At 44.2% G+C, this 19,635-nt stretch carries 11 protein-coding genes; 7 read left to right on the top strand and 4 right to left on the bottom strand.

From position 1 onward, the window contains the following. Positions 1 to 18 precede the first annotated feature (18 nt). Together IT6_RS02650 and IT6_RS02645 are read left to right on the top strand one after the other, a co-directional pair. Positions 19 to 2,880: a helicase-related protein gene (locus tag IT6_RS02650; RefSeq protein WP_206827524.1), complete on the top strand. Its 2,862-nt coding sequence runs from the start codon at positions 19 to 21 to the stop codon at positions 2,878 to 2,880. A 34-nt stretch (positions 2,881 to 2,914) separates the two neighbouring features. Then, the gene (locus IT6_RS02645; protein WP_206827522.1) at positions 2,915 to 7,066 is read left to right on the top strand and encodes an Eco57I restriction-modification methylase domain-containing protein; all 4,152 of its coding nucleotides are present in this window, start codon (positions 2,915 to 2,917) and stop codon (positions 7,064 to 7,066) included. A 344-nt stretch (positions 7,067 to 7,410) separates the two neighbouring features. Here IT6_RS02645 and IT6_RS02640 read toward each other — a convergent pair whose 3' ends face one another. Both IT6_RS02640 and IT6_RS02635 read right to left on the bottom strand, forming a co-directional pair. Next, complete coding sequence (locus IT6_RS02640) at positions 7,411 to 8,241, bottom strand: hypothetical protein (protein WP_206827513.1); 831 nt, start codon at positions 8,239 to 8,241, stop codon at positions 7,411 to 7,413. Positions 8,242 to 8,568: 327 nt separating this feature from the next. Continuing rightward, the gene (locus IT6_RS02635; protein WP_242524302.1) at positions 8,569 to 11,073 is read right to left on the bottom strand and encodes a TonB-dependent receptor; all 2,505 of its coding nucleotides are present in this window, start codon (positions 11,071 to 11,073) and stop codon (positions 8,569 to 8,571) included. A gap of 678 nt (positions 11,074 to 11,751) precedes the next feature. Between IT6_RS02635 and IT6_RS02630 the strand changes: the two genes are divergently transcribed. The 3 genes from IT6_RS02630 to IT6_RS02620 all read left to right on the top strand — a co-directional run bounded on the left by IT6_RS02630 (position 11,752) and on the right by IT6_RS02620 (position 14,536). After that, positions 11,752 to 13,350 (top strand): phytoene desaturase family protein, encoded by a 1,599-nt coding sequence (locus IT6_RS02630; RefSeq protein ID WP_206827511.1) that lies wholly within the window; start codon positions 11,752 to 11,754, stop codon positions 13,348 to 13,350. Between the two features lie 234 nt (positions 13,351 to 13,584). Next, positions 13,585 to 14,241 carry an SOS response-associated peptidase gene (locus tag IT6_RS02625; RefSeq protein WP_206827509.1) on the top strand — a complete coding sequence of 219 codons (657 nt, stop codon included), beginning with the start codon at positions 13,585 to 13,587 and terminating at the stop codon, positions 14,239 to 14,241. Positions 14,242 to 14,398: 157 nt separating this feature from the next. Then, the gene (locus IT6_RS02620; RefSeq protein WP_206827507.1) at positions 14,399 to 14,536 is read left to right on the top strand and encodes a hypothetical protein; all 138 of its coding nucleotides are present in this window, start codon (positions 14,399 to 14,401) and stop codon (positions 14,534 to 14,536) included. 2 nt (positions 14,537 to 14,538) lie between these two features. Here IT6_RS02620 and IT6_RS02615 read toward each other — a convergent pair whose 3' ends face one another. Then, on the bottom strand, positions 14,539 to 14,709 hold the full coding sequence (locus IT6_RS02615) for a hypothetical protein (protein ID WP_206827505.1): 171 nt from the start codon (positions 14,707 to 14,709) through the stop codon (positions 14,539 to 14,541). 309 nt (positions 14,710 to 15,018) lie between these two features. Between IT6_RS02615 and IT6_RS02610 the strand changes: the two genes are divergently transcribed. After that, positions 15,019 to 15,363, top strand: a complete 345-nt coding sequence (locus IT6_RS02610) for a DsrE family protein (RefSeq protein ID WP_206827503.1) — start codon at positions 15,019 to 15,021, stop codon at positions 15,361 to 15,363. A 757-nt stretch (positions 15,364 to 16,120) separates the two neighbouring features. Beyond that, positions 16,121 to 18,661 (top strand): TonB-dependent receptor domain-containing protein, encoded by a 2,541-nt coding sequence (locus tag IT6_RS02605; RefSeq protein WP_206827501.1) that lies wholly within the window; start codon positions 16,121 to 16,123, stop codon positions 18,659 to 18,661. Positions 18,662 to 19,020: 359 nt separating this feature from the next. On the opposite strand, the gene IT6_RS02600 is transcribed toward IT6_RS02605, so the two are convergent. Further along, entirely contained in the window at positions 19,021 to 19,626 is a 606-nt protein-coding gene (locus tag IT6_RS02600) for a hypothetical protein (protein ID WP_206827494.1), read from the bottom strand. Positions 19,627 to 19,635: the final 9 nt, after the last annotated feature.

The following is a 19,635-nucleotide window of genomic DNA, read 5'->3' as shown; positions in this document are numbered from 1 at the left end:
TTCATGGAATGAATGCCTATGAGCTTAAAGATTTCCTATCAACCTGGAACTCTGGTTAAGGCAAGGGGACGTGAATGGGTAGTGTTGCCAGAAACTCGGCCAAATCTGTTACGACTCCGTCCTCTCGGTGGCAGTGAGGATGACGCCACCCTCATTTATTTGCCACTTGAGTCTGTGCAACCGAAACCTGCAACATTCGAGTTGCCCGATACTCCTTGTCCAGGTGCATGGGATAGTGCCCTGCTTCTGCGTGATGCGTTGCGTCTGAAATTGAGGACAGGGGCTGGCCCATTTCGTTGTTTCGGTAACATCTCTGTAGAGCCTCGCGCTTACCAGTTGGTACCATTACTCATGGCACTCAAGCTCGAAACTATTCGGCTCCTGATCGCCGACGATGTCGGAATTGGGAAGACGATTGAATCTGGTCTCATTGCAAGAGAGATGCTCGACAGAGGCGAGATCGAACGAATAGTAGTCATTTGTCCACCACATCTCTGCGAGCAATGGCAAAAGGAGCTGGCATCCAAATTTAATATAGAAGCTGAAACAGTCCGCACTGGAACCGTACCCCGTCTGGAGCAAGGATTAAGGCCGGACGAGTCAATTTTCCAGGTTTATCCATTCACAGTAGTATCTCTAGATTATATTAAATCTGATAGGCGTCGAGAGGACTTTTTCCGTGCCTGCCCGGATTTTGTGATCATTGATGAAGCTCATACCTGTGTTCAATCGAGCACAAGGATACGTCATCAACGATACGAGCTTATTAAGGGTCTTGCTAAAAAGAGTAACAGGCACATGATTTTCCTTACCGCTACACCACATTCCGGTTATGATGTCGCTTTTTACAATCTCCTTGCTCTCCTTGACCCCTGTTTTAGTGCCTTGAGTGAATTGCCGGAAGGAGAAGAACGTCGACACTTGCGTGAAAAGTTAGCCAATCATTTCGTTCAGAGGCGACGTAGCGACATTACGGAATGGCGAGATTCTATTGGGTTTCCTGTGCGTGAAAGTAGAGAAGCAACTTACAAATTAAACGGATCATGGGGAGATTTCTTCGACATGGTTCTTGATTATGCTCAAAGCATGGTTCAAAGTGCTGAGGGAAAAACAGAACTGGAACGACGCATGTCGTGGTGGGCAGCTCTTGCGTTACTTCGGTGCATCTCATCGAGCCCTGCAGCAGCCGCACTTGCTCTTCGCACCCGCCTAAAAGTGGTGGAGAGAGGAAACGAAGCCGAGCAAATCGCTGAGCTTGACCAGACAGCTATTGAGACGGTCATTGACGGAATGGCCGATGATATTTTAACACTTAATGAAACTGTTCCAGCTGGAACGGTAGAATCACCAGAAGATGCTGCAGTGCTTCGGATGCTTATTAGGCAAGCTGAAAAACTGCGTGGTCTGAAGTCCGATCCTAAAATCGCCATTGTCTCGACTGAAATTCTTAAGCTCCTGAATCAGGGATTCAAACCAGTGATTTTTTGCCGGTATATCGCCACAGCTTACTACGTGGCTGAACAATTGAAGTCTTTACTTCCAGAGCATAAAGCGTCCGTCATAGTTGTAACAGGAGAGCTCACTCCTGACCAGCGAGAAGAAAGAATAGAAGCACTCAGAGAGTTACCAGATGGAGTCTCTCCCGTACTTGTTGCTACCGATTGCTTATCGGAAGGTGTTAACCTACAGCAATTTTTTAATGCAGTGGTCCATTACGATCTGACTTGGAATCCTACTCGTCATGAGCAACGTGAAGGGCGAGTTGACCGCTTTGGCCAAGCTTCTAAAGTAGTACGTTGCCTTATGATCTATGGTGAGAATAATCCAGTCGATGGTGCTGTGTTAAAAGTGATCCTGCGAAAAGCAGAGAAGATTCGCAAGGAGCTTGGCATTACGGTACCATTGCCTGAGGACAGCACCAAGGTTATCGATGCTATTATGAAGTCTGTATTGATAAAAAAGGGACGAAAGATTGAAGCTACGCAACAACTTGCATTCGACTTCGGAGAGATAGAGGCGGAGGTTGACAATGCTTGGGAAATAGCGCGTGGCAAGATGACTCGTACTGTTTTTGCTCAACGCCGTTTGCGACCTGAAGAAGTGGTGCCAGAGTGGTACAAGGCGGTTTCCATACTCGGAGGTGCATCAGATGTCGAGCGATTCGTATCGAAAGCTGCCGAACGGCTCGGTGCCCCGCTGGAATGTTGTTGCGATCATTGGAAATTTCCGCTGGATCATTTGCGTAGCGAACTTCGTGATCGACTGGAAGAGGTTGGACTCAAAGGCACCATCCGTGTTGGTTTTCAGAATCCAGTTCCGAGCAGCGTACTGCATATTCACAGGACTCATCCTCTTGTCGCTATCTTGGGTGATTATATCGTTGAGAGTGCCCTGGAAGATGAAAATCCGAATTTTGGAGCACGGTATAGTGCAATGTTCACAGATGCAGTAGATGCACGGACAATCGTTTATCTCCTTCGGTTGCGTTACCAGATTACTGTCGAAAAACGCGATGAACTTGGACGTTATACTCCTATGAAAGTATTGTTAGCTGAAGAATGTCTCGGAGTTGCAATCCGTGGAACGGAAGCTCCAAAAATATTAAATGAGGTAGATGCATTGGGACTTCTTTCTCTGAAACCTAGCCGAAACATGGAAGATGGTCAGAAGGTTCATTTTCTGACTCAGGCACTTAGGCTCAATCCCCAACTTGGGGCTAGTTTTGCTGAGATTGCAGAACGTCGAGCTGTAGAACTGCTTGCGGATCATCGTCGTGTCCGAGAAGCAAGCGATGCCTGTGGAATACGCTACCGCGTTATCTCGGTGCCTCCCGTTGACAAAATTGGACTCTACGTGCTCATCCCCATGGCTAAGCTTTGAAGACCGGCTGATAGTTCGAAATGGCAAGAAGAAAATGAAAGTTATGAGAAATTGGACTATTACTCGAAATCGTAAGAAAACCGGCTTCATAGCCCTGCGGGTAGAGGGTGGAATTTTCCCTCCGGAGTTTCTGAACGTGATAGCTGCACAGGAAGCCACAAATCAGTCCAATCACGATTATGGCTTGACTCGTTCGTTTGTCCTTAGAGAGGAACTTGCACGTTATTGGCGAATAGCGAATGATTTATATGCAAATTATACTAAAGGTCGTGAACAGGCAGATCTAATAACCAACGAAGTTGGTATTGACGGCTGGCTTGTGCCGTTGTTCAAAAAAATTTTCGGCTTCGATGACCTTGTTAGTACTCCTCCGTTAGTTATTGATGGACACTCTTTCCCAATTACTCACTTGGCCTTGGGTGGTTCCATGCCAATTCTCTTTACCACGATCCAGTTTGAACTCGATCGGGCTGATTTACGATTTGGAAGTGAAGGACGACGTCGATCGCCACATGCGCTTATGCAGGACTTTCTGAATGCGAGTAATGATGTGCGGTGGGGCATTATCTCCAATGGTGCCAAGATAAGAGTCCTGCGAAATAATCCAAGTTTAACTCGACCAGCGTATGTTGAGGCTGACCTCAATTTGATATTTTCCGAACAGCTTTATCCAGATTTTGCAACACTTTGGCTGATCATTCATGCCTCGCGTTTCAGATCGGCAGATGGTAAAGCAGCTTCAACGATAATAGAACGGTGGAGAGTCGAAGCGCACCAAACTGGCGAACGGGCGCTCGAACATTTACGGGAAGGAGTCAAGAATGGGTTGCTCCAGCTCGGCAACGGTTTTTTGCAGCATCCAGGAAATGATTATTTGCAGATTGCACTTCAGGAAGGACAGGTTGCAGTCCAAGATTATTTTCAACAACTACTGCGTCTTGTATACCGACTTCTATTCCTCTTTACTGCTGAAGAGCGCAATCTTCTTCATATATCGCAGGCAACCGACGACCAGCGTGCCATCTATGAGCAAGGCTATAGTCTTGCAAAGCTGCGAGATTTCGCAGGCAAACGTCGCCATTATGATCACCACGATGATTTATGGCAGGGCTTGAAGATTCTCTTTGGCTGCCTAGCACGAGGGGAACAAACCTTGGGATTACCTGCATTAGGTGGGCTATTTGAGGAAAATCAATGCAAGATATTGGAGACTGGACAGATCAGCAACAAATTCTTGCTCGAGGCAATTCGAAGTCTCGGCTTTTTCCAAACTAACGGTAGACTTGCCAGGGTAAACTATCGCGACATAGGCATGGAGGAGCTAGGTTCTGTATACGAAAGCCTTCTCGAACTCCATCCACAAATAGATGTAAACACAAGACCTTGGAAATTTGATTTTATTGAGCGATCCAATGGAGAGAAAAAGAGTACTTCGGAACGCAAGTTGACAGGATCCTATTACACTCCTGCTGTCCTTGTTAACGAACTCATAAAATCGGCACTCGAACCTGTTATGGCGGATGTTATCGCAAACTCTTCGGGAAACCCTCGGAAAGCGCTTCTTGATCTTAAGATCCTTGATCCTGCCTGTGGATCAGGGCACTTCCTCCTTGCTGCCGCTCGTCGCATGGCAACCGAAATTGCTCGTCTTGAATCTGGTACTGATACTCCTGATGAGATCACGCGACAGCATGCATTGCGTGAGGTAGTCCAGCATTCTATTTATGGAGTGGATCGTAACCCACTAGCGGTTGAACTTTGTCGTACTGCTCTCTGGATAGAAACAATTGAACCTAGTAAACCACTCACATTCCTCGACCACCATATTCAGTGTGGAGATAGTCTTGTTGGAGTGCTTGATCCCTCCATCTTGGAGAAGGGAATTCCAAATGATGCATACAAAGAGTTAATAGGAGATTGCAAAGTGATCTGTTGCAGTCTTCGAAATAAAAATCGAGAAAATCGAGCTATGGAAGGTTTTGTACAAGGCAACTTGTTTGATCCTGATAGCCTTAAGTCGATCGCTGCTGTCACTGCTGATTTCGACAAAATGCCCGAAGAAACGTTGGAAGACATTGCAAGCAAACGGTCCGCATGGGAGAAAGTGGAGGAGAATACCACACAAAAACGTATAAAACTCCAAGCAGATCTGTTCGTGGCTGCATTTTTTGCTCCCAAGATCAAAGAGACATTGGATCGTGTCCCCGTTACTGAAGATCTATATCGGGTAGTGCTTGGCATTGAGAGTCGTCGTGAGGTCGAAAATTTTGCACGAGAGCTTGCCCGCAAACATAGGTTCTTTCACTGGCACGTTGCTTTTCCTGAGGTTATGGAAAAAGGCGGCTTCGATGTTGTTCTTGGCAATCCACCATGGGAACGAATCAAGCTCCAGGAACAGGAGTTTTTTGCAAACCGTAATCCTGAAATTGCAAACGCCCCCAATGCGGCTGCGCGTAATAAACTAATAGAAGAACTTAAGCGTTCAGATGTACAGGCAGAAAAGAACATGTTTTTTGAATTCGAACAAGCGAAACGACACGCCGATGCAAGCAGTCAGTTTATTCGCACAAGCGGTCGTTATCCATTGACCGGAAGGGGGGACATCAATACCTACTCCGTTTTCGCTGAAACCGTGTTACAGCTCGTCGGTCCGTACGGACGTGCAGGCATAATCGTTCCCACTGGTATCGCCACCGATGACACAAACAAGCTTTTTTTTGAATACTTAATCGAGCATGGCGAACTCGTGAGCATGTTTGATTTTGAGAACCGTCAAGGAATATTCCCTGAAATTCACCGAAGCTACAAGTTCTCTCTACTGACTTTGCACAGAAAAGAGCGAGTAACTACTTGTTCGATGGATTCACAGACGCGAAATGCAATGGAAAAAATTGACCACTCTTTAGGAGCAGAATTTGCTTTTTTTTGCCATGAAGTAAGTGATTTAGCCGATACTAATCGTCGCTTCACTCTCGCCCTGGAAGATTTTAAGCTTCTCAATCCTAATACCAGAACGGCGCCTATCTTTCGCAGCCGAACCGATGCCGAACTGACCAAGGCCATATATCGTCGAGTGCCCGTACTGATTAGGGAAGACAGTGGAGTGGTTGGTAACCCATGGGGAATCAAATTCCAGGCCATGTTTCATATGGCTAATGATTCTCACCTCTTTCGTACGCGGGCAGATCTTGAAGAACAAGGTTATCATTTGGAAGGCAACATTTTCGTTCGGGATCAAGAGCACTTTTTGCCACTTTATGAAGCCAAGATGATTCACCAGTTTAATCACCGCTTTGGAGATTACTTAGATCAGCCGCGAGGCTCCAAAAGCACGCAGCTTCCCGAAATACTACCTGAACGCTTGGCTAATCCACATTACCGGATACTTCCTCGCTACTGGATAGCCGAGCAGGAGGTTGATAAAAGGCTTGCTGATCGTTGGAACCGGAGATGGCTTCTGGGTTGGCGAGACATTGCAAGGTCTACCGACGAGCGCACAGTCATTGCGTCTGTTATTCCTCGAGTGGCGGTAAGTGGCAAATACCCTTTAATCTTCCCTATCTCGCCTGAGAATATCGTACTTCTAGTAGCAGCGTTAAATTCATTGTCCTTTGATTACTGTACGCGACAGAAGTTAGGTGGGACGAGTCTCGCATGCTTCATCATGAAGCAATTACCGATCTTCTCGCCTCAATCCTTTGACAAACCTTGTCCATGGTCTTCAACCGAGAACATTGCAGACTTCATTCGTTCTCGTGTGCTCGAATTGACCTATACTGCATATGACTTAGAGCCCTTTGCCCGTGATCTCGGATACGAGGGCCCACCTTTCCTCTACGATCCGGAGCGACGGTTTCGACTCCGATGCGAGTTGGATGCCCTCTTCTTCCACCTCTATCTACCTGCTGATTCTGATGGCGGATGGCGACGAGCTATTCAGGAATGGGCTGTAGTCGCAGAGAGTCCGGGAGAGCTGGGCATACTTAAAGAATTTTTCCCTAAACCTCGTGATGCCGTAGACTATATTCTAGACCAGTTTCCGATTATTCGTAGCAATGATGAGAAACGCTTCGGCGATTATCGAACGAAGCAAGAAATTCTCAAAATCTATGACGCGATGCAAGAACGAACATTTCTTGGACTGGAAAAATCTGAAGGCTCATCATTTAAAGGGATTATGCAATAGCTAAGTGATCTTAGCTTTCTTTGTTTTTATGGTCAAAATTATCAATAGATAGTTCATAGAAGAAAAAAGTGGAGGAAGGAGCAGGCATCATTTTGATGTGGATTTCAAGGACAAGATAGAAGACTTCGATACACAGTCTACTTGTTAGAGTTCAGGATGTGTTACCTTGCCATAATTGTTAGACTTTTAATCGCAATCTTCTTGCAGAATCGTAAAACTGAAGGCACTGATTTGAAACTAGACTTTCTTCGAACTTCGTTCAACTCAAGTGGGTTATTTAAGCAGAAAAAACCATTGCGTTTAGTATCAATAAGTTGCGATTCAGAATAGTAGAAGAAGTTTTGTTATCCTTTATCAGGATTGAGTTCTTTTTTAAGTTGGTCGTACGTTTCATTGGATGGAGGTGTCATAAAAAAATAAATTTGTTGAGCATTGTATGCAGGAGGATTTTCGACCTTCTCGTATGATATATTGCAATCATCTTGAACTATTTCTTTCAGCATTGTCAGGAAAATCTTTTGCAAGTAAACGCAGTAGCAATTTGAGGTCTTGCTTACTTCGTTTAATGAAGACAAATGGCTCTTTTCCCATTCTTCATAAGTGTTTGGTTCGGGATTGTTAGAAGATCGATGTAATCGGGCTACGGTTTCGAAGAGAGGAACCACAGGCAACGAGGGAAGCATGTCGCCATCGTATTCGGTAAAAAGAACGGAGAGTAACTGGTCACCATCTTGAGCGTGTGGAGGCCATTGATCAAAATCCTTAAGCTGATAATGAAAGCCGATGTTATGTCTTATCTTTTCGATAAAAGAACCTTTTTTTAAATCACTATTTAATGTTTCATGCTCCTTCTTGAATTTGTCATCGCTCTTTAGTAGGTGCGCTACTATTTTCCTGATATAATTCTTATCACTGGAGATTATCTTCCAACCTTCATACATTTTTCCACAAATTGTCGTCAAAAGAAGTGTTCGAAGCCAGTGAGTGGCTGGCATTTCTGTTTGCCCGAGATTTTGATTTCCAACAATCATCAATAGCTTCCTAAGCCAATTGACTTCGGAGAATAGCCAGCCAACGCGCAAGAACGCTATACGCTCTTCCTTTGGTAGGGCTTGAAGCTTCGAATATGGAATCTGAACTCGAGTGACCGGTACATCCATATCGCGGGAAATCATATCGTCTAAAAAAGGACAGTATCAAGTATAGAGATGACTAATGTTTATCAAAAAAACAAAAATTCTTTCCATAATGCAAAAACATCTAAATTCATTTTTTATGAAATCACCTATTAATGTAATTTGATCATTTTATTAATTAAAGCACTAAATACTATATAAAGAACTAGGCTCTATAAAAAGACCTCTATTAATATTCATATAGCATTTCGTTAAAATTCTTCCTTTAATCAACTATTAGGGAAGTATAAATCGGATACTACAAACTATAGCCTGGTTATAACAATACTTCTTAAATCAAAACTCAAAAACTATAACATGATTACATTAAAATTTCCATGCTACCGTTCCTTGTATCCAAAAGGGCAAGCCAGCAACAATACCCCCATAGTCATTGGTACGATCCGGCATGGAACCAATGGCATAAGGTAGCCAGTAGTGTTCGTTTGTTAGATTATAAATCCAAAGGGAAGCTTCCCATTTAGGGGCTGAGTAGAATACCCTAGCATTGATTAAAAATTGCCAGGGGATTGCTGTCGCATAGTTATATCCAAGAAATTGGGGACTCATGACAAGACCGCCCACAGTTATGCCCAATCCCAAATCAGTCTGATAGCTAACCATGGCATTGATTACCTCTTGAGGCCAACCAATAAAGGGATAGTTGGCTGGAGGAAAACTTTGGTAGTTGTTAAGGGGTAAGTTGGCTCGAAGAGCAAGAGCTGTAGAATAAGTTTGTGACATGGGAGGTCCAAAAGGAAGTCCAGCCCAATCTTCAACTCCTTGGGAAAAGAAGGTGCCGGCACGCATCCAGAAATGACGAGTCGGCTGATAGGTAAGATTCAGTTCTAAGCCTGTTATTGTAGCTAGGGTGGGAGGGACATCGACGAAGTTAAAAAGTGGAATTTGTTGGGAAAAACCGGCCAGTGACGCATAAAGCTTGTCGTGCAGAAGGCTCCATTTAAATCCGCCTTCAAAAAGTTGCTCTTGTAGGTTAAATTCAGATGAAGGTAAACCAGTGGGATAAACATTAAATCCTCCAACTGCTCCCACATTGGCAACATAGAGGAAGTTGTAATTAAAATAAGCTGTCCACCAGGGAAAAACTTTGTAACTGACACTGGCATTAATCATTGGAAGTTCCTGGATGGTTTGTGCTTGGACGAACAGTTCTGGGGGAGTACCAGGTGGGGTCTGACTCGAAATGAAATAAGTTGTGGCTCGAGCACCAATGAGGATTGACAACTTATCACTAATTGCTAGATAATGTTGAAAAAAAGGAGCGACTGTCCAGTAGTTGCAATCGGTAGTCCCCGCACTTCCGTTTAGAGGCTCGAAATAGACACCGGGCAATCCTGGAATTGGCCATTCTCCACCCCCAGGTGCTTGTGGGTTACGGATCAGGGATTGAAAGAATGCGGTTTGAGTAAAGTTCCAACTGGTAGGACTTGTACGGAGAATATCCCAAGCATTGGCACTTCCAAAATAAAGTTGAGATTCATAATCAAGATTATGTTCAAATCCCCATTCAACTCCTGTATCGAGCTGATGATCGAAGAGTAGTTGACCTAAAAAGCTTTTTTGCTTCCCAACATTTTCTTTCGATTGACCGATTGGTGTGGAGAAAGAAATGAGCAATTCAGTGCGGTTATCGATCTCATAGTCACCCATAGCCACTTCGGTATAGTAGGAGGCAGGTGCAACCACGACATTTCGTCCATAGTAGACAAAAGTATTGTTCCTAAGCTGGATATTTTCTCCCAGTTTCAATTTCTGTATGAGCTGGACAAAACCGCTGTAAGCTCTACCTATACTTTCGGGATTATTGGCAACCAATCGGCGACTAATCGGTTCCAAAGGTCCAGCATATGTTGCAAACCCTGGATTATTTATTGGTCCGATCTGGATTTGAGAAAGAGGTAAAGCACCTGTATTGTAAAGTCCGTTCTGGATAAGCGCTGTGGTTGGTCTATTCATCCAAGACATCATTGGAGTAAAGTCATAAGTCCCAAAATCTGAGATAAAATCGACTGAATAGTTTTCAGATGGTCGAGTACCTAGGGCAAAATAAATGTTTTCTTGATCGTTATGCACATTAGGTTGATAGTAGCTTCCATTTTCGATACCCATGTAGCTCAACCGGTAGGCGATGTTGTGGGCTTTATCGATTGGACCTCCTAAATCTACTCCCCACATATAGTTTTGATACATACCGGTTGTATCCCAAAGTTGGCCTCGAAATTGATCAAAGTAAGGCTGTTTTGTGATATAGTTTACAGTCCCGCCAGCAGGTTGTTGTTGACCAAATACGGCATTGGCGGGTCCTTCGGTAATATCTTCTGATTCAACCATATTCCAGTTAAATGGTGTAAGGGGCATTCCGGCTTGGAGAGAGGTGAATTGAATACCATTGATGTAGGGTTGAGCAGCCATTCCTCGGATAGAAGGAGCAGCCATCATTGCTCCACTATTTTCGCTAATCGCTCCAGCTATTAAAAAAGCGGTACTTAGAGGATCAATATATCCTTGGGCGGCCATGCCAGAAGAGCGAATAAGAGTTTGATTAATGGGGGTGATTTGTCTTGGAGTATCAAGGACTTTTAGATTTAGTCCGTAGACTGAAGAACTCTCCGTGGGGAGAACTTCTGAAGAAGGAGCGGCTGATTCAACAGTTATTTCAGGAAGCAAAGCAATATTTTCAGGATTAGGTGATTGAATGGTTTGGCTAAAAAGCGATTGGGAAAGGAAAAGAAAGAAAAAAATTGGCTTTTGAAAAATATGTTTTATTGGAAAACTACTTTTCCAAAGATCTAGGCTACAGGAAAAAAACATTCTTTTATGCCTTCATTTTTGATAATATTGGGAGGAAAATATCTATAATTGAAATAAAGGACTAACAGTAAATTGCTTGTATTTTGACCCGTTTTTGTCCTATTCTTTCAAGACAGAGACTAAACGACGCATTGAACAACATTTTTTTGTCCTAATTATTCAAATTTCCATATAGCTTGATTTTGAATTTAAAAAGAAAGCGGAAAGACAAAAGTTCGTTAGCCCGTTTTGTGAACTTGGGGGATAAGGTACTTAATGTTTTGGTGATAAACGAAATGGAACTTGAAGCTGCTTACGATGGCACATGGCAAATTGTAGGAAGATAAAAACAAAAGCCTTGAGCAACCCTTCTTTCTCCAAGTCCCTTAACTAATTGCTTTTTTATAACTTTAACCTTGCACAAGCATTTCCTCGGTAGCAACAAGTGTCTCTTTATCTCTAAAGTGCCTGTAAGAGGCGGCTAGAAATAACCCTGTTTGCTTAAGGGTAGGACTGAGACTTTGTATTTTTATAACCATCTCAATGGGTTTCTTTGATGAGCAAATTTAATAACACCTTTTTACAAGGAGTTATGTGTGATAAGCTTACTTGATTTTTATGATACTGTAGTTTCCCTTTCTTTGATTTAAATCGTTCTTCGGTTTTTCTGTAGGCATTAATACAAGATATCAATACAACATGAATACTCCTGACCGCTTCCGGACTCTCCCAGATTCAAAATTCGATGCTATCGTTATTGGTGCTGGGACCGGGGGGTTAACGGCTGCAGCCCTACTAGCTCGCAGAGGGAAAAAAGTCCTTGTTCTTGATCAACATACAGTTGCCGGTGGAAATGCTACGATCTTCTCGCGTCCAGGATACGAGTTTGATATTGGACTTCACTATCTAGGTGGCTGTCATTCTGGTGGCCTTATTCCCTCCATTTTGCGTGCAGCGGGATCCGAGCCGATCGTCTTTGAAGAGATGGATCCCAATGGTTTCGATACTCTTCTTTTCCCCGAGTTTTCGTTCCGCATTCCCAAAGGTATAGAGGTCTTTAGGAGTCGACTCATAGAAAGTTTCCCTAAGCAAAGGGGTGGAATTGACCGCTATTGTCTTATTCTTTATTCATTGCAGCGGCTACTCCGAGGATTGGCTAATCCCATGAAAACCCTCTGGAATATTTTTTCCTCCCCACAACTTCTTCGTTGGGCTAACCGATCGTTTGGTGAGTTTCTACAAAGTTGTACCTCTGATCTCCTTCTTCAAGCTGTGCTTGCAGGTCAACACGCTAACTACGCCCTTCCCCCGAGTAGAGCTTCTCTGCTTATTGGGGCGGGTATTGCTGAACATTATTTGGAAGGGGCTTATTACCCCAGAGGTGGTGGCCAAATCATCTCCGATAAACTGGCAGCTGCAATCGGGGAAGCGGGGGGAAAGATACTTCTTCGAAGTCGGGTCCTAAAGATCTTGGTACGAAAGGGAAAAGCCGTTGGAGTACAGTTTAGAAATCCCTATCTGGGTGTTCAAGAGGTTGAGGGTAAATATATCATTTCTAATGCCGATGTTAAGCAGACATTCTTGGAGCTGGTAGGGGAAGACAATATGCCTTCAAAATCCTTGCAAAGAGTTCGCCAGTGGGAAATGGCTCCTGCGCTTTTTGTTGCCTACCTGGGTGTACGTAAGTCTGTCTTCGAGCAAAATCACTTCTCTACCAACTATTGGATCCATTCCAGTTATGATCATGAACTCCAATATCGACAAGTGGCTAGGGGAGAGTTTCCAGAAGCTCCAACAGTTTTTGTTTCAATTGCTTCTGTTAAGGATCCAACAAATAAAAGGCTTGCCCCAGAGGGGATTTATAACCTGCAGCTTATAGCCGTTGCTCCAAGCCAGCCTGAAGCATGGGCAGTTCAGACTGAAGAAGGAAAGAACAATAGGTACCGAAATCAAACTCTCTATAAGGAACGCAAGGAAATCTTTGGTAGACGACTCATCGAGCTCACACGGCGTGCATTTCCCAATTTACCAGAGAACATTGTCTATAAAGAGTTCGCAAGCCCACTGACGCATAGCCGCTATACACTGTCAACGGGTGGAACAGGCTATGGGATTGCAGCCACACCGAAACAATTTCTTTTTGGTCGCCCAGGAGCAAGGACAGAGATTGATGGACTTCTCCTTTGCGGTGCCAGTTGTCGTACAGGTCTAGGTATTGCAGGAGTTATGATGTCTGGTTTGCTGGCAGCGTCGGCCATACTTGGGCCACGCCTTATCTCTGAAGTATTGGGAAATTGAGATAAAAAGATGGTCTAATCCAACAGGATAACTTGTTCTTTTTTAGTTAGGTTCATCTGGAGACAACACAGGTTATTTATATGTCTTTGGGGCATCTAGAAGTTTTACTATTAAATGTCATTTTTTATGGGAACATTTATGAGAAATTAAATGATAAAGAACTATTCGAGATTATTTGAAGAGTGACTATAGAAAAATAGATTTATTAAAGCTATTTAGAACTATAACCTCATTATGTGCGGCCGATTTTCTCTTCATACTCCACCGAAAGTCATAAAACAGGTTTTTAATCTAGAACTACTTCCTGAAATTCAACCCCGTTACAACATTGCTCCATCGACCTCCATCCTGATTGTAAGGAAAACTGATGGAAAGAACAAAGCTGACCTGCTTCGCTGGGGACTAATTACTCACTGGGCAAAGGAAAAGAAAAGCAGCTATAGCTTGATCAATGCACGAGCTGAAACCGTTTCTACCAAGCCCGTTTTTCGAGAAAGTTTTAAACGAAGAAGATGTCTTATTCCCACAGACGGCTTTTATGAATGGAAAATGTTAAATGGCAAAAAAGAACCTTGGTATATTACTATTCCTGGTCAAGAGATATTTGCTTTTGCAGGGCTTTGGGACCATTGGGAAGGTCCTGGTGAAACCATAGAATCCGCTACGATTATTGTTACGGAAGCTTGCGAAAAGCTAAGGCCGATTCATAATAGAATGCCGGTCATTGTGAACCAGGTTGACTATGACCGTTGGCTTTCTCCAGTACCTGGAGAAGAAAAGAAGGATCTGGAACTGCTTAGGCCTTGGCAGGGAGACCTAAGTCTACATAGGGTTAGTTCAGCGGTTAACAAAGCGACTGCAGAAGGTGAAGAACTAATCAAGGCAGTTTGAAAAATGATCTATTTTTATTTCTTGTTTCTAAAGAAGAAAGTTTATTTTTTCTGGTCTTTATAATCAGAGAGCTTAAGAAAGCATAATATTGATATTTAAGATCACATTGTTAAGAGGTTGTGAGAAAAAATGTGCAGGGTCTAGTGACAAAAAAGAAGTGGCGATTGAGCTTGATCATGTTGTACTGCAAAGGAAAGTAAGAAGTGATCAAGTCATTAACCTCAGCTTGGCTTCTGATTGTAAGGATTACATCCTGAAAAATAATCCAGCTCATGGAGTCATTTATTGCACATAATTTTAAGTAATTAAGCCCGATTGCATTCGTTGGTTATCCAAGATTGGAGAAAAGCTACCCTTTAATCTTGCCACATTGCCATTCATCGGCGCTACGTGAAGCCCATTGAATTGCTTGCAGATCTCAGGCGTAGTTATCTCAGTTCCCAGCTTGCAACAATCCCATGAATGCACGTGCTTTTAATGAACAACGGACGGTGATTTTCTAAAAAGTAATTATGCGAACTCCAAACGCCTAGATGTTGATATCTATCTTGTGAAAATGAGTTCTCCACAAAGCATGATTGACTTTGATCTTTGTAGAAAATGAATTTTGGTTTAGGCGGAAAAAGGGGTCCCGTGAACAACGGTTGGTTCTAGAAAGATAATTTGACAATGAATATACAACAATGCTAAAGGACAAAGGAACGCAAGTGGAGGACGCTGTGGTCCAGCCCCATTGGTTGGACTTATGTAGTAGGAACCATTCTAGCAAGGATTATTATGCATGCGCTACTTGTCGTAGTGACTACGGGAAAGGAGGCTTTCCCGCGGCTGAATTCCCTTCTCCATATGACGGGCATCATGGCTGAACAGCCAGAAACCAAGGTTGAGCTTCTTTTGCTGGGTCCGGGTGTCGAAATTCTACGCTCGAACCAGAAATCTACCCCCATTATTGCGCAAGCCCTCGACCATTTACGGCAAATGGGGGTGGACATCGCCGCTTGCCAGGTCTCCTTGGAAGCTTATGGTGTGGATCCAGATCAAATGCTTTCTGCACGATTCGTCAAAGGAGCCGTCGAGATTCGGCAGCGCATCGCTGAAGGTGTGACAGTTCTCTCTTTTTAATACTATAGAGACTACCTAGGCTTTTATCAACAAAAGGGTAGTGTCTCTTACTTTTCAGAAATTCAGTTCGTTACCGTGAAGGCAGTCGAGGTTGTGTCAACCTCCTCAGAGAAAAAAAGATTCTAGAAAAGATCCCTTCCGTTTTTTGCGTTATCTTTAAGGTCTTTTTACAATGTTGTCTAGATTTTTGTCTATTCATATCATCATTTAAAAACTAAAAGAAAAACTCACGACAAATGAACCATTCTTACCTATTTATATGCAATAGGTTATTTATATATTGTTACGACAAGTAATTGTCATTCATGTCGTTACACATTTGTAACAGATACACCAAGTTCTTTTAGGATCTAAAAACTAGATTGTCATTTATTTTTCACGCAATTGTTACAACGCAATCTTCGCATCCTTTGATAAAGTGACCGTCACTTAGGATTGGGAGCGAAGAGTAGGGTATTTATGTGGCGTGTAAGTATAAGCCAGGAGCAATATCGCCCACTATCCCACCTCCCAATGAACCCACGTAAAAAGCTAACCGGTGCCAACCAGTTTTATGAAATATGCAAGGAGTTCTATGGGACACGCAGAGTCGATCGTTTTATTGAGTTCACAAAAGAATAGAGTAAATAGGCCAGTTTGGTGGTTCTTCTTATCAATTCTTTTCTTAAGTATGATTTCCCTTGTTCAAGCAGTGGATTCTTCGATTAATTCAACTCCCACGTTATCGGGAGAAGGAGATTCGTCCACAGTTAGGAACATGTCTGGAGATCCTGCGAGTTGGGATCAGCCTCCGCAAGAAACGGAAAACACGGTAAGCGGACCTCAAGATGTATTTGGGGGAAGCTCGACACACCAACCGCTTTCTGATATGCTTCAGAATCATCCGCTTCTGGCGGATGCTTCTTCTTCGACGGCAAACTCGGAAAATGTGGGTGAAACAACAGCACCAACCAATCAGGGTGGAGTTATCCAAATGCCCACTACCACTGTCTCGACGGATGTCAACAATCCTCTGCTTGAGCCCCCTACTGATCTAGTACAAGGAGCGTCACAAGCCCCCACACAGGAACAGATTTTCCGGTCTGGGCTGACAACCCGAGTAATCGATAAGAACATCGCAGCGAGCGCTGGCCCAGTTGCCGGTGCAGCTCAAGTTCTACAGTTCTCACCAGGGGTTAACGTTAACGGGTACGGAAACACCGGTGCTACGAAGTATACCGTCTCGATCAACGGTATCGGCAACGGGTGGAGTGGCTTTGGCGGATACACGGGTGGAGCATCGATCATGATGACCTTAGACGGAGTGCCTATGAACAATGTTTCGACAGGTCTTTGGCAGTCACCATCAGTGCCGATCATGATGATGATCTCGAGTACATCGGTTACCTACGGTCCGGGTACAGCTGTCGGCCGCTGGTACGACAACGTAGGAGGACAGGTCGAATTTACCCCAATTCAGCCGACCGAACATTATGGCGCTGACATCAACATGGTCTATGGCAGTTTCAGTCAGAAGCTCTTGACCGCTGACTACCGGACTGGAAATATAAACGGCTGGTCGACAGTGATCTCTGGTGGAGTCGGCGATGGAAATAACTTTCGAATGTCTCCGGATGGGTTCCGCAGTCCGAGCTACCAGTATGCAATTTATGGAAAGACCATTAAGAACTTTAATTCCGGTGATATCAGCTTCGGAGCTTGGTATGCAAATGCGGGCGGTTACCGTCCGACCATCCTCCCGGTCAACGCCAATCCTTACGTTACCATCAATGGTCTGAATGCCAATCAAGTCCCAATTCCAGGAATTCCCTATAGCGAGGCGACCAGTGGCTTCTACAGCAACTTGAACTACGACGTCTGGCGCAAATTCGATAAGCAATCAACCCAGATCGCTTATGCCAAGCAGAACATCTACCTTGACGAAGACAAGAAGACGACCCTCCACAATATGCTTTTCTATAATGCCTCTCAGCGTATCCACAGCCGTTACTACAACTTTTTTCAAAACGCTCCCAATGCTTTCGAGTACAACAACCCTTCCGAATGGGATTTCGGCGACCTAGTTGACTTGACCAGGGTCCTTCCCTATAACACAGTCGATATCGGTGGTTATTATATCTCCTCCACATATAACAGCCGTAATGCATTCTATAATCCAAACTACTTCCTTCCAGGCACAAATATTCCCGGTGGGGAGTTGACTCCGAACAACTTCTACAGAAACAATTACTGGGATCAGACTGATATTGCTGTCTATCTCCAGGATACAGTTCAACCCATCACGACGTTCCAGATTATTCCGAGTATCCGCTACGACGTCTTCCGGACAGCCTATTCGATGAATGCCCAGGAATACTTCCCCTTAGCGTTTCAATTCAATCCCAGCCATAATCAAGGAAAACTACCTAATGCTATCCGTCATCTGAGCGGCGTCGAGCCGTCCATTCTTCTAAACTACGAGGTTACTCGTTGGCTAGCCCTCTACGGGAGCTATTCGGAAACCTATGAGACTGATACTGTCGGTGGGGGAGGGGGTCTCTTTCAAAAGATTCCAAGCTCTTACTATGGTCTTTCCTTGGCGCAGTACGCAATCGGAGGTTTCAAGACTCATTTCGAAAATATGCCGGGTCTCAACAATATGCTTTTCGGCGCTAATTATTTCTGGCTTCGATTTGCCGAGCAGGCGATCAACATGGTCAACTTCGTTGGTCAACCAATCACTGGGCTTGGCACTTCAATTTACCAAGGAGCCGACTTTTTTTTGGACGACAACCCATTCGGTACCTTTCACATATTCATGAACGGCGCAGTTGAGAACGCAGTCTACAAAAGCTATGTCGTGAGTCCTGGCACACCGCAACAGGTTGTCTACAATGGTCGCCATGTCCCCTACGTCCCCAGTTTGATGCTTACTGGTGGCATTTTCCATACTCAGCAGTTCGGCAATGTTTCCCTTCGCCTTAGCCGCTGGTTTCTCTTCAACGGCGACCAATATGTCTTCAACAACCAAACGGGGGCACCCAGCCGTACAACAATGCCCCAGTACTACACTTTGAACGCTTCAATTAACGCATCAGTCCCGTTGCGGTTCCTCGATCGAGAGCGATTGTTCAACTTCAACTTAACGCTAATGAACATCACCGACCTACGCTACAACGGCTATGAGTTTATCACCAGCGGTGGTTATTACGGGACCGCTGGCAACCCTAATGTCCCCATCGCTTACCAAGCAGGTTATCTACTCGGCTATCCAGGAGCTCCCTTTACAATCTACGGAAGTATCGGAGCAAGTTTCTAGCTTGATCAAATACCTTTTAATGAACCAAGATAAATACCAGATCAAAAGGCTGGCCAGCACGTTTTTTCCTCGACCTTCTTATCCTGCACCTTGCCTCCACTTTTTTTAAAAGGGTAGCTCATACCGTACTTCCAACTACCTCTGCGATTGGGATCGATCGGATTATCGTCCACTATCGAAAAAAACTATCACTCCCATAACTTCTTTGGCGAGTCATCTTGCAACAACGGGATCATCCAGAAGGGCACAGTTCCGCCCAGAACGCAAGCTACCCTCCTACTGCTAAAAGATCCTTTTCTTCAGTCTGGGTCACATTAAGAACAATTTCAGCGTGTTCGATTGTACAGGAAGAGTGATTCCTATTGCAACTCAGGTAGAGTAGGATCAAGCTTACGCGCGTCGGATTGAAAGCGCTCTGCTTTAGATAGATCTCCTTCCTTTCGGTAAGCGATGCTGTTATTGTAGAGGCAGAGAGCCAGAAGTTTCTTTTGAATGGCTGCTCCTTTTCCTGCCCCAGCTCCTGCCTGAGTATAGGTAGAGCCTGAACTATATCCAGCAGCCATCTGACTTTGACTCAGGGCAGCTTTCCCAAGTCCGATTGCCCGAGAAAACATTTTGTGAGCATCAGCATATTTACCTTCGAAAGTATACACAACGCCTAAATTATTATATGGGACTATTAACCCAAAGGAACTAAAGCCCAAGTGTGCAATTGAAGCGTGGAGATCTTTTTCAGCTTGGATACGCGCTTCAGGGATTTGACCAGCCAAGAGCAGTTCTTGAGCTTTCTTTCCTTCGCCGTTAGCACCTAGAATAATCTGAGGAGCTATTATTGTACTCCCTTTTGTCGCTTTTGGCGCTACTTGCTTAGATGTCGCATGTACCGATGATTGACTAAAAGGAGATAGAAACCAATTTATAAGAACCAGTGAAGTAAAAAGCAACCCGCGTCTTATTCTCGTCATAGAAATTCC

The sequence above is a fragment of the Methylacidiphilum caldifontis genome, from assembly GCF_017310505.1.
Lineage (GTDB): Bacteria > Verrucomicrobiota > Verrucomicrobiia > Methylacidiphilales > Methylacidiphilaceae > Methylacidiphilum > Methylacidiphilum caldifontis.
Note: the sequence above shows the minus strand (reverse complement) of the source record. Positions and strands in the feature narration are given on the sequence as shown.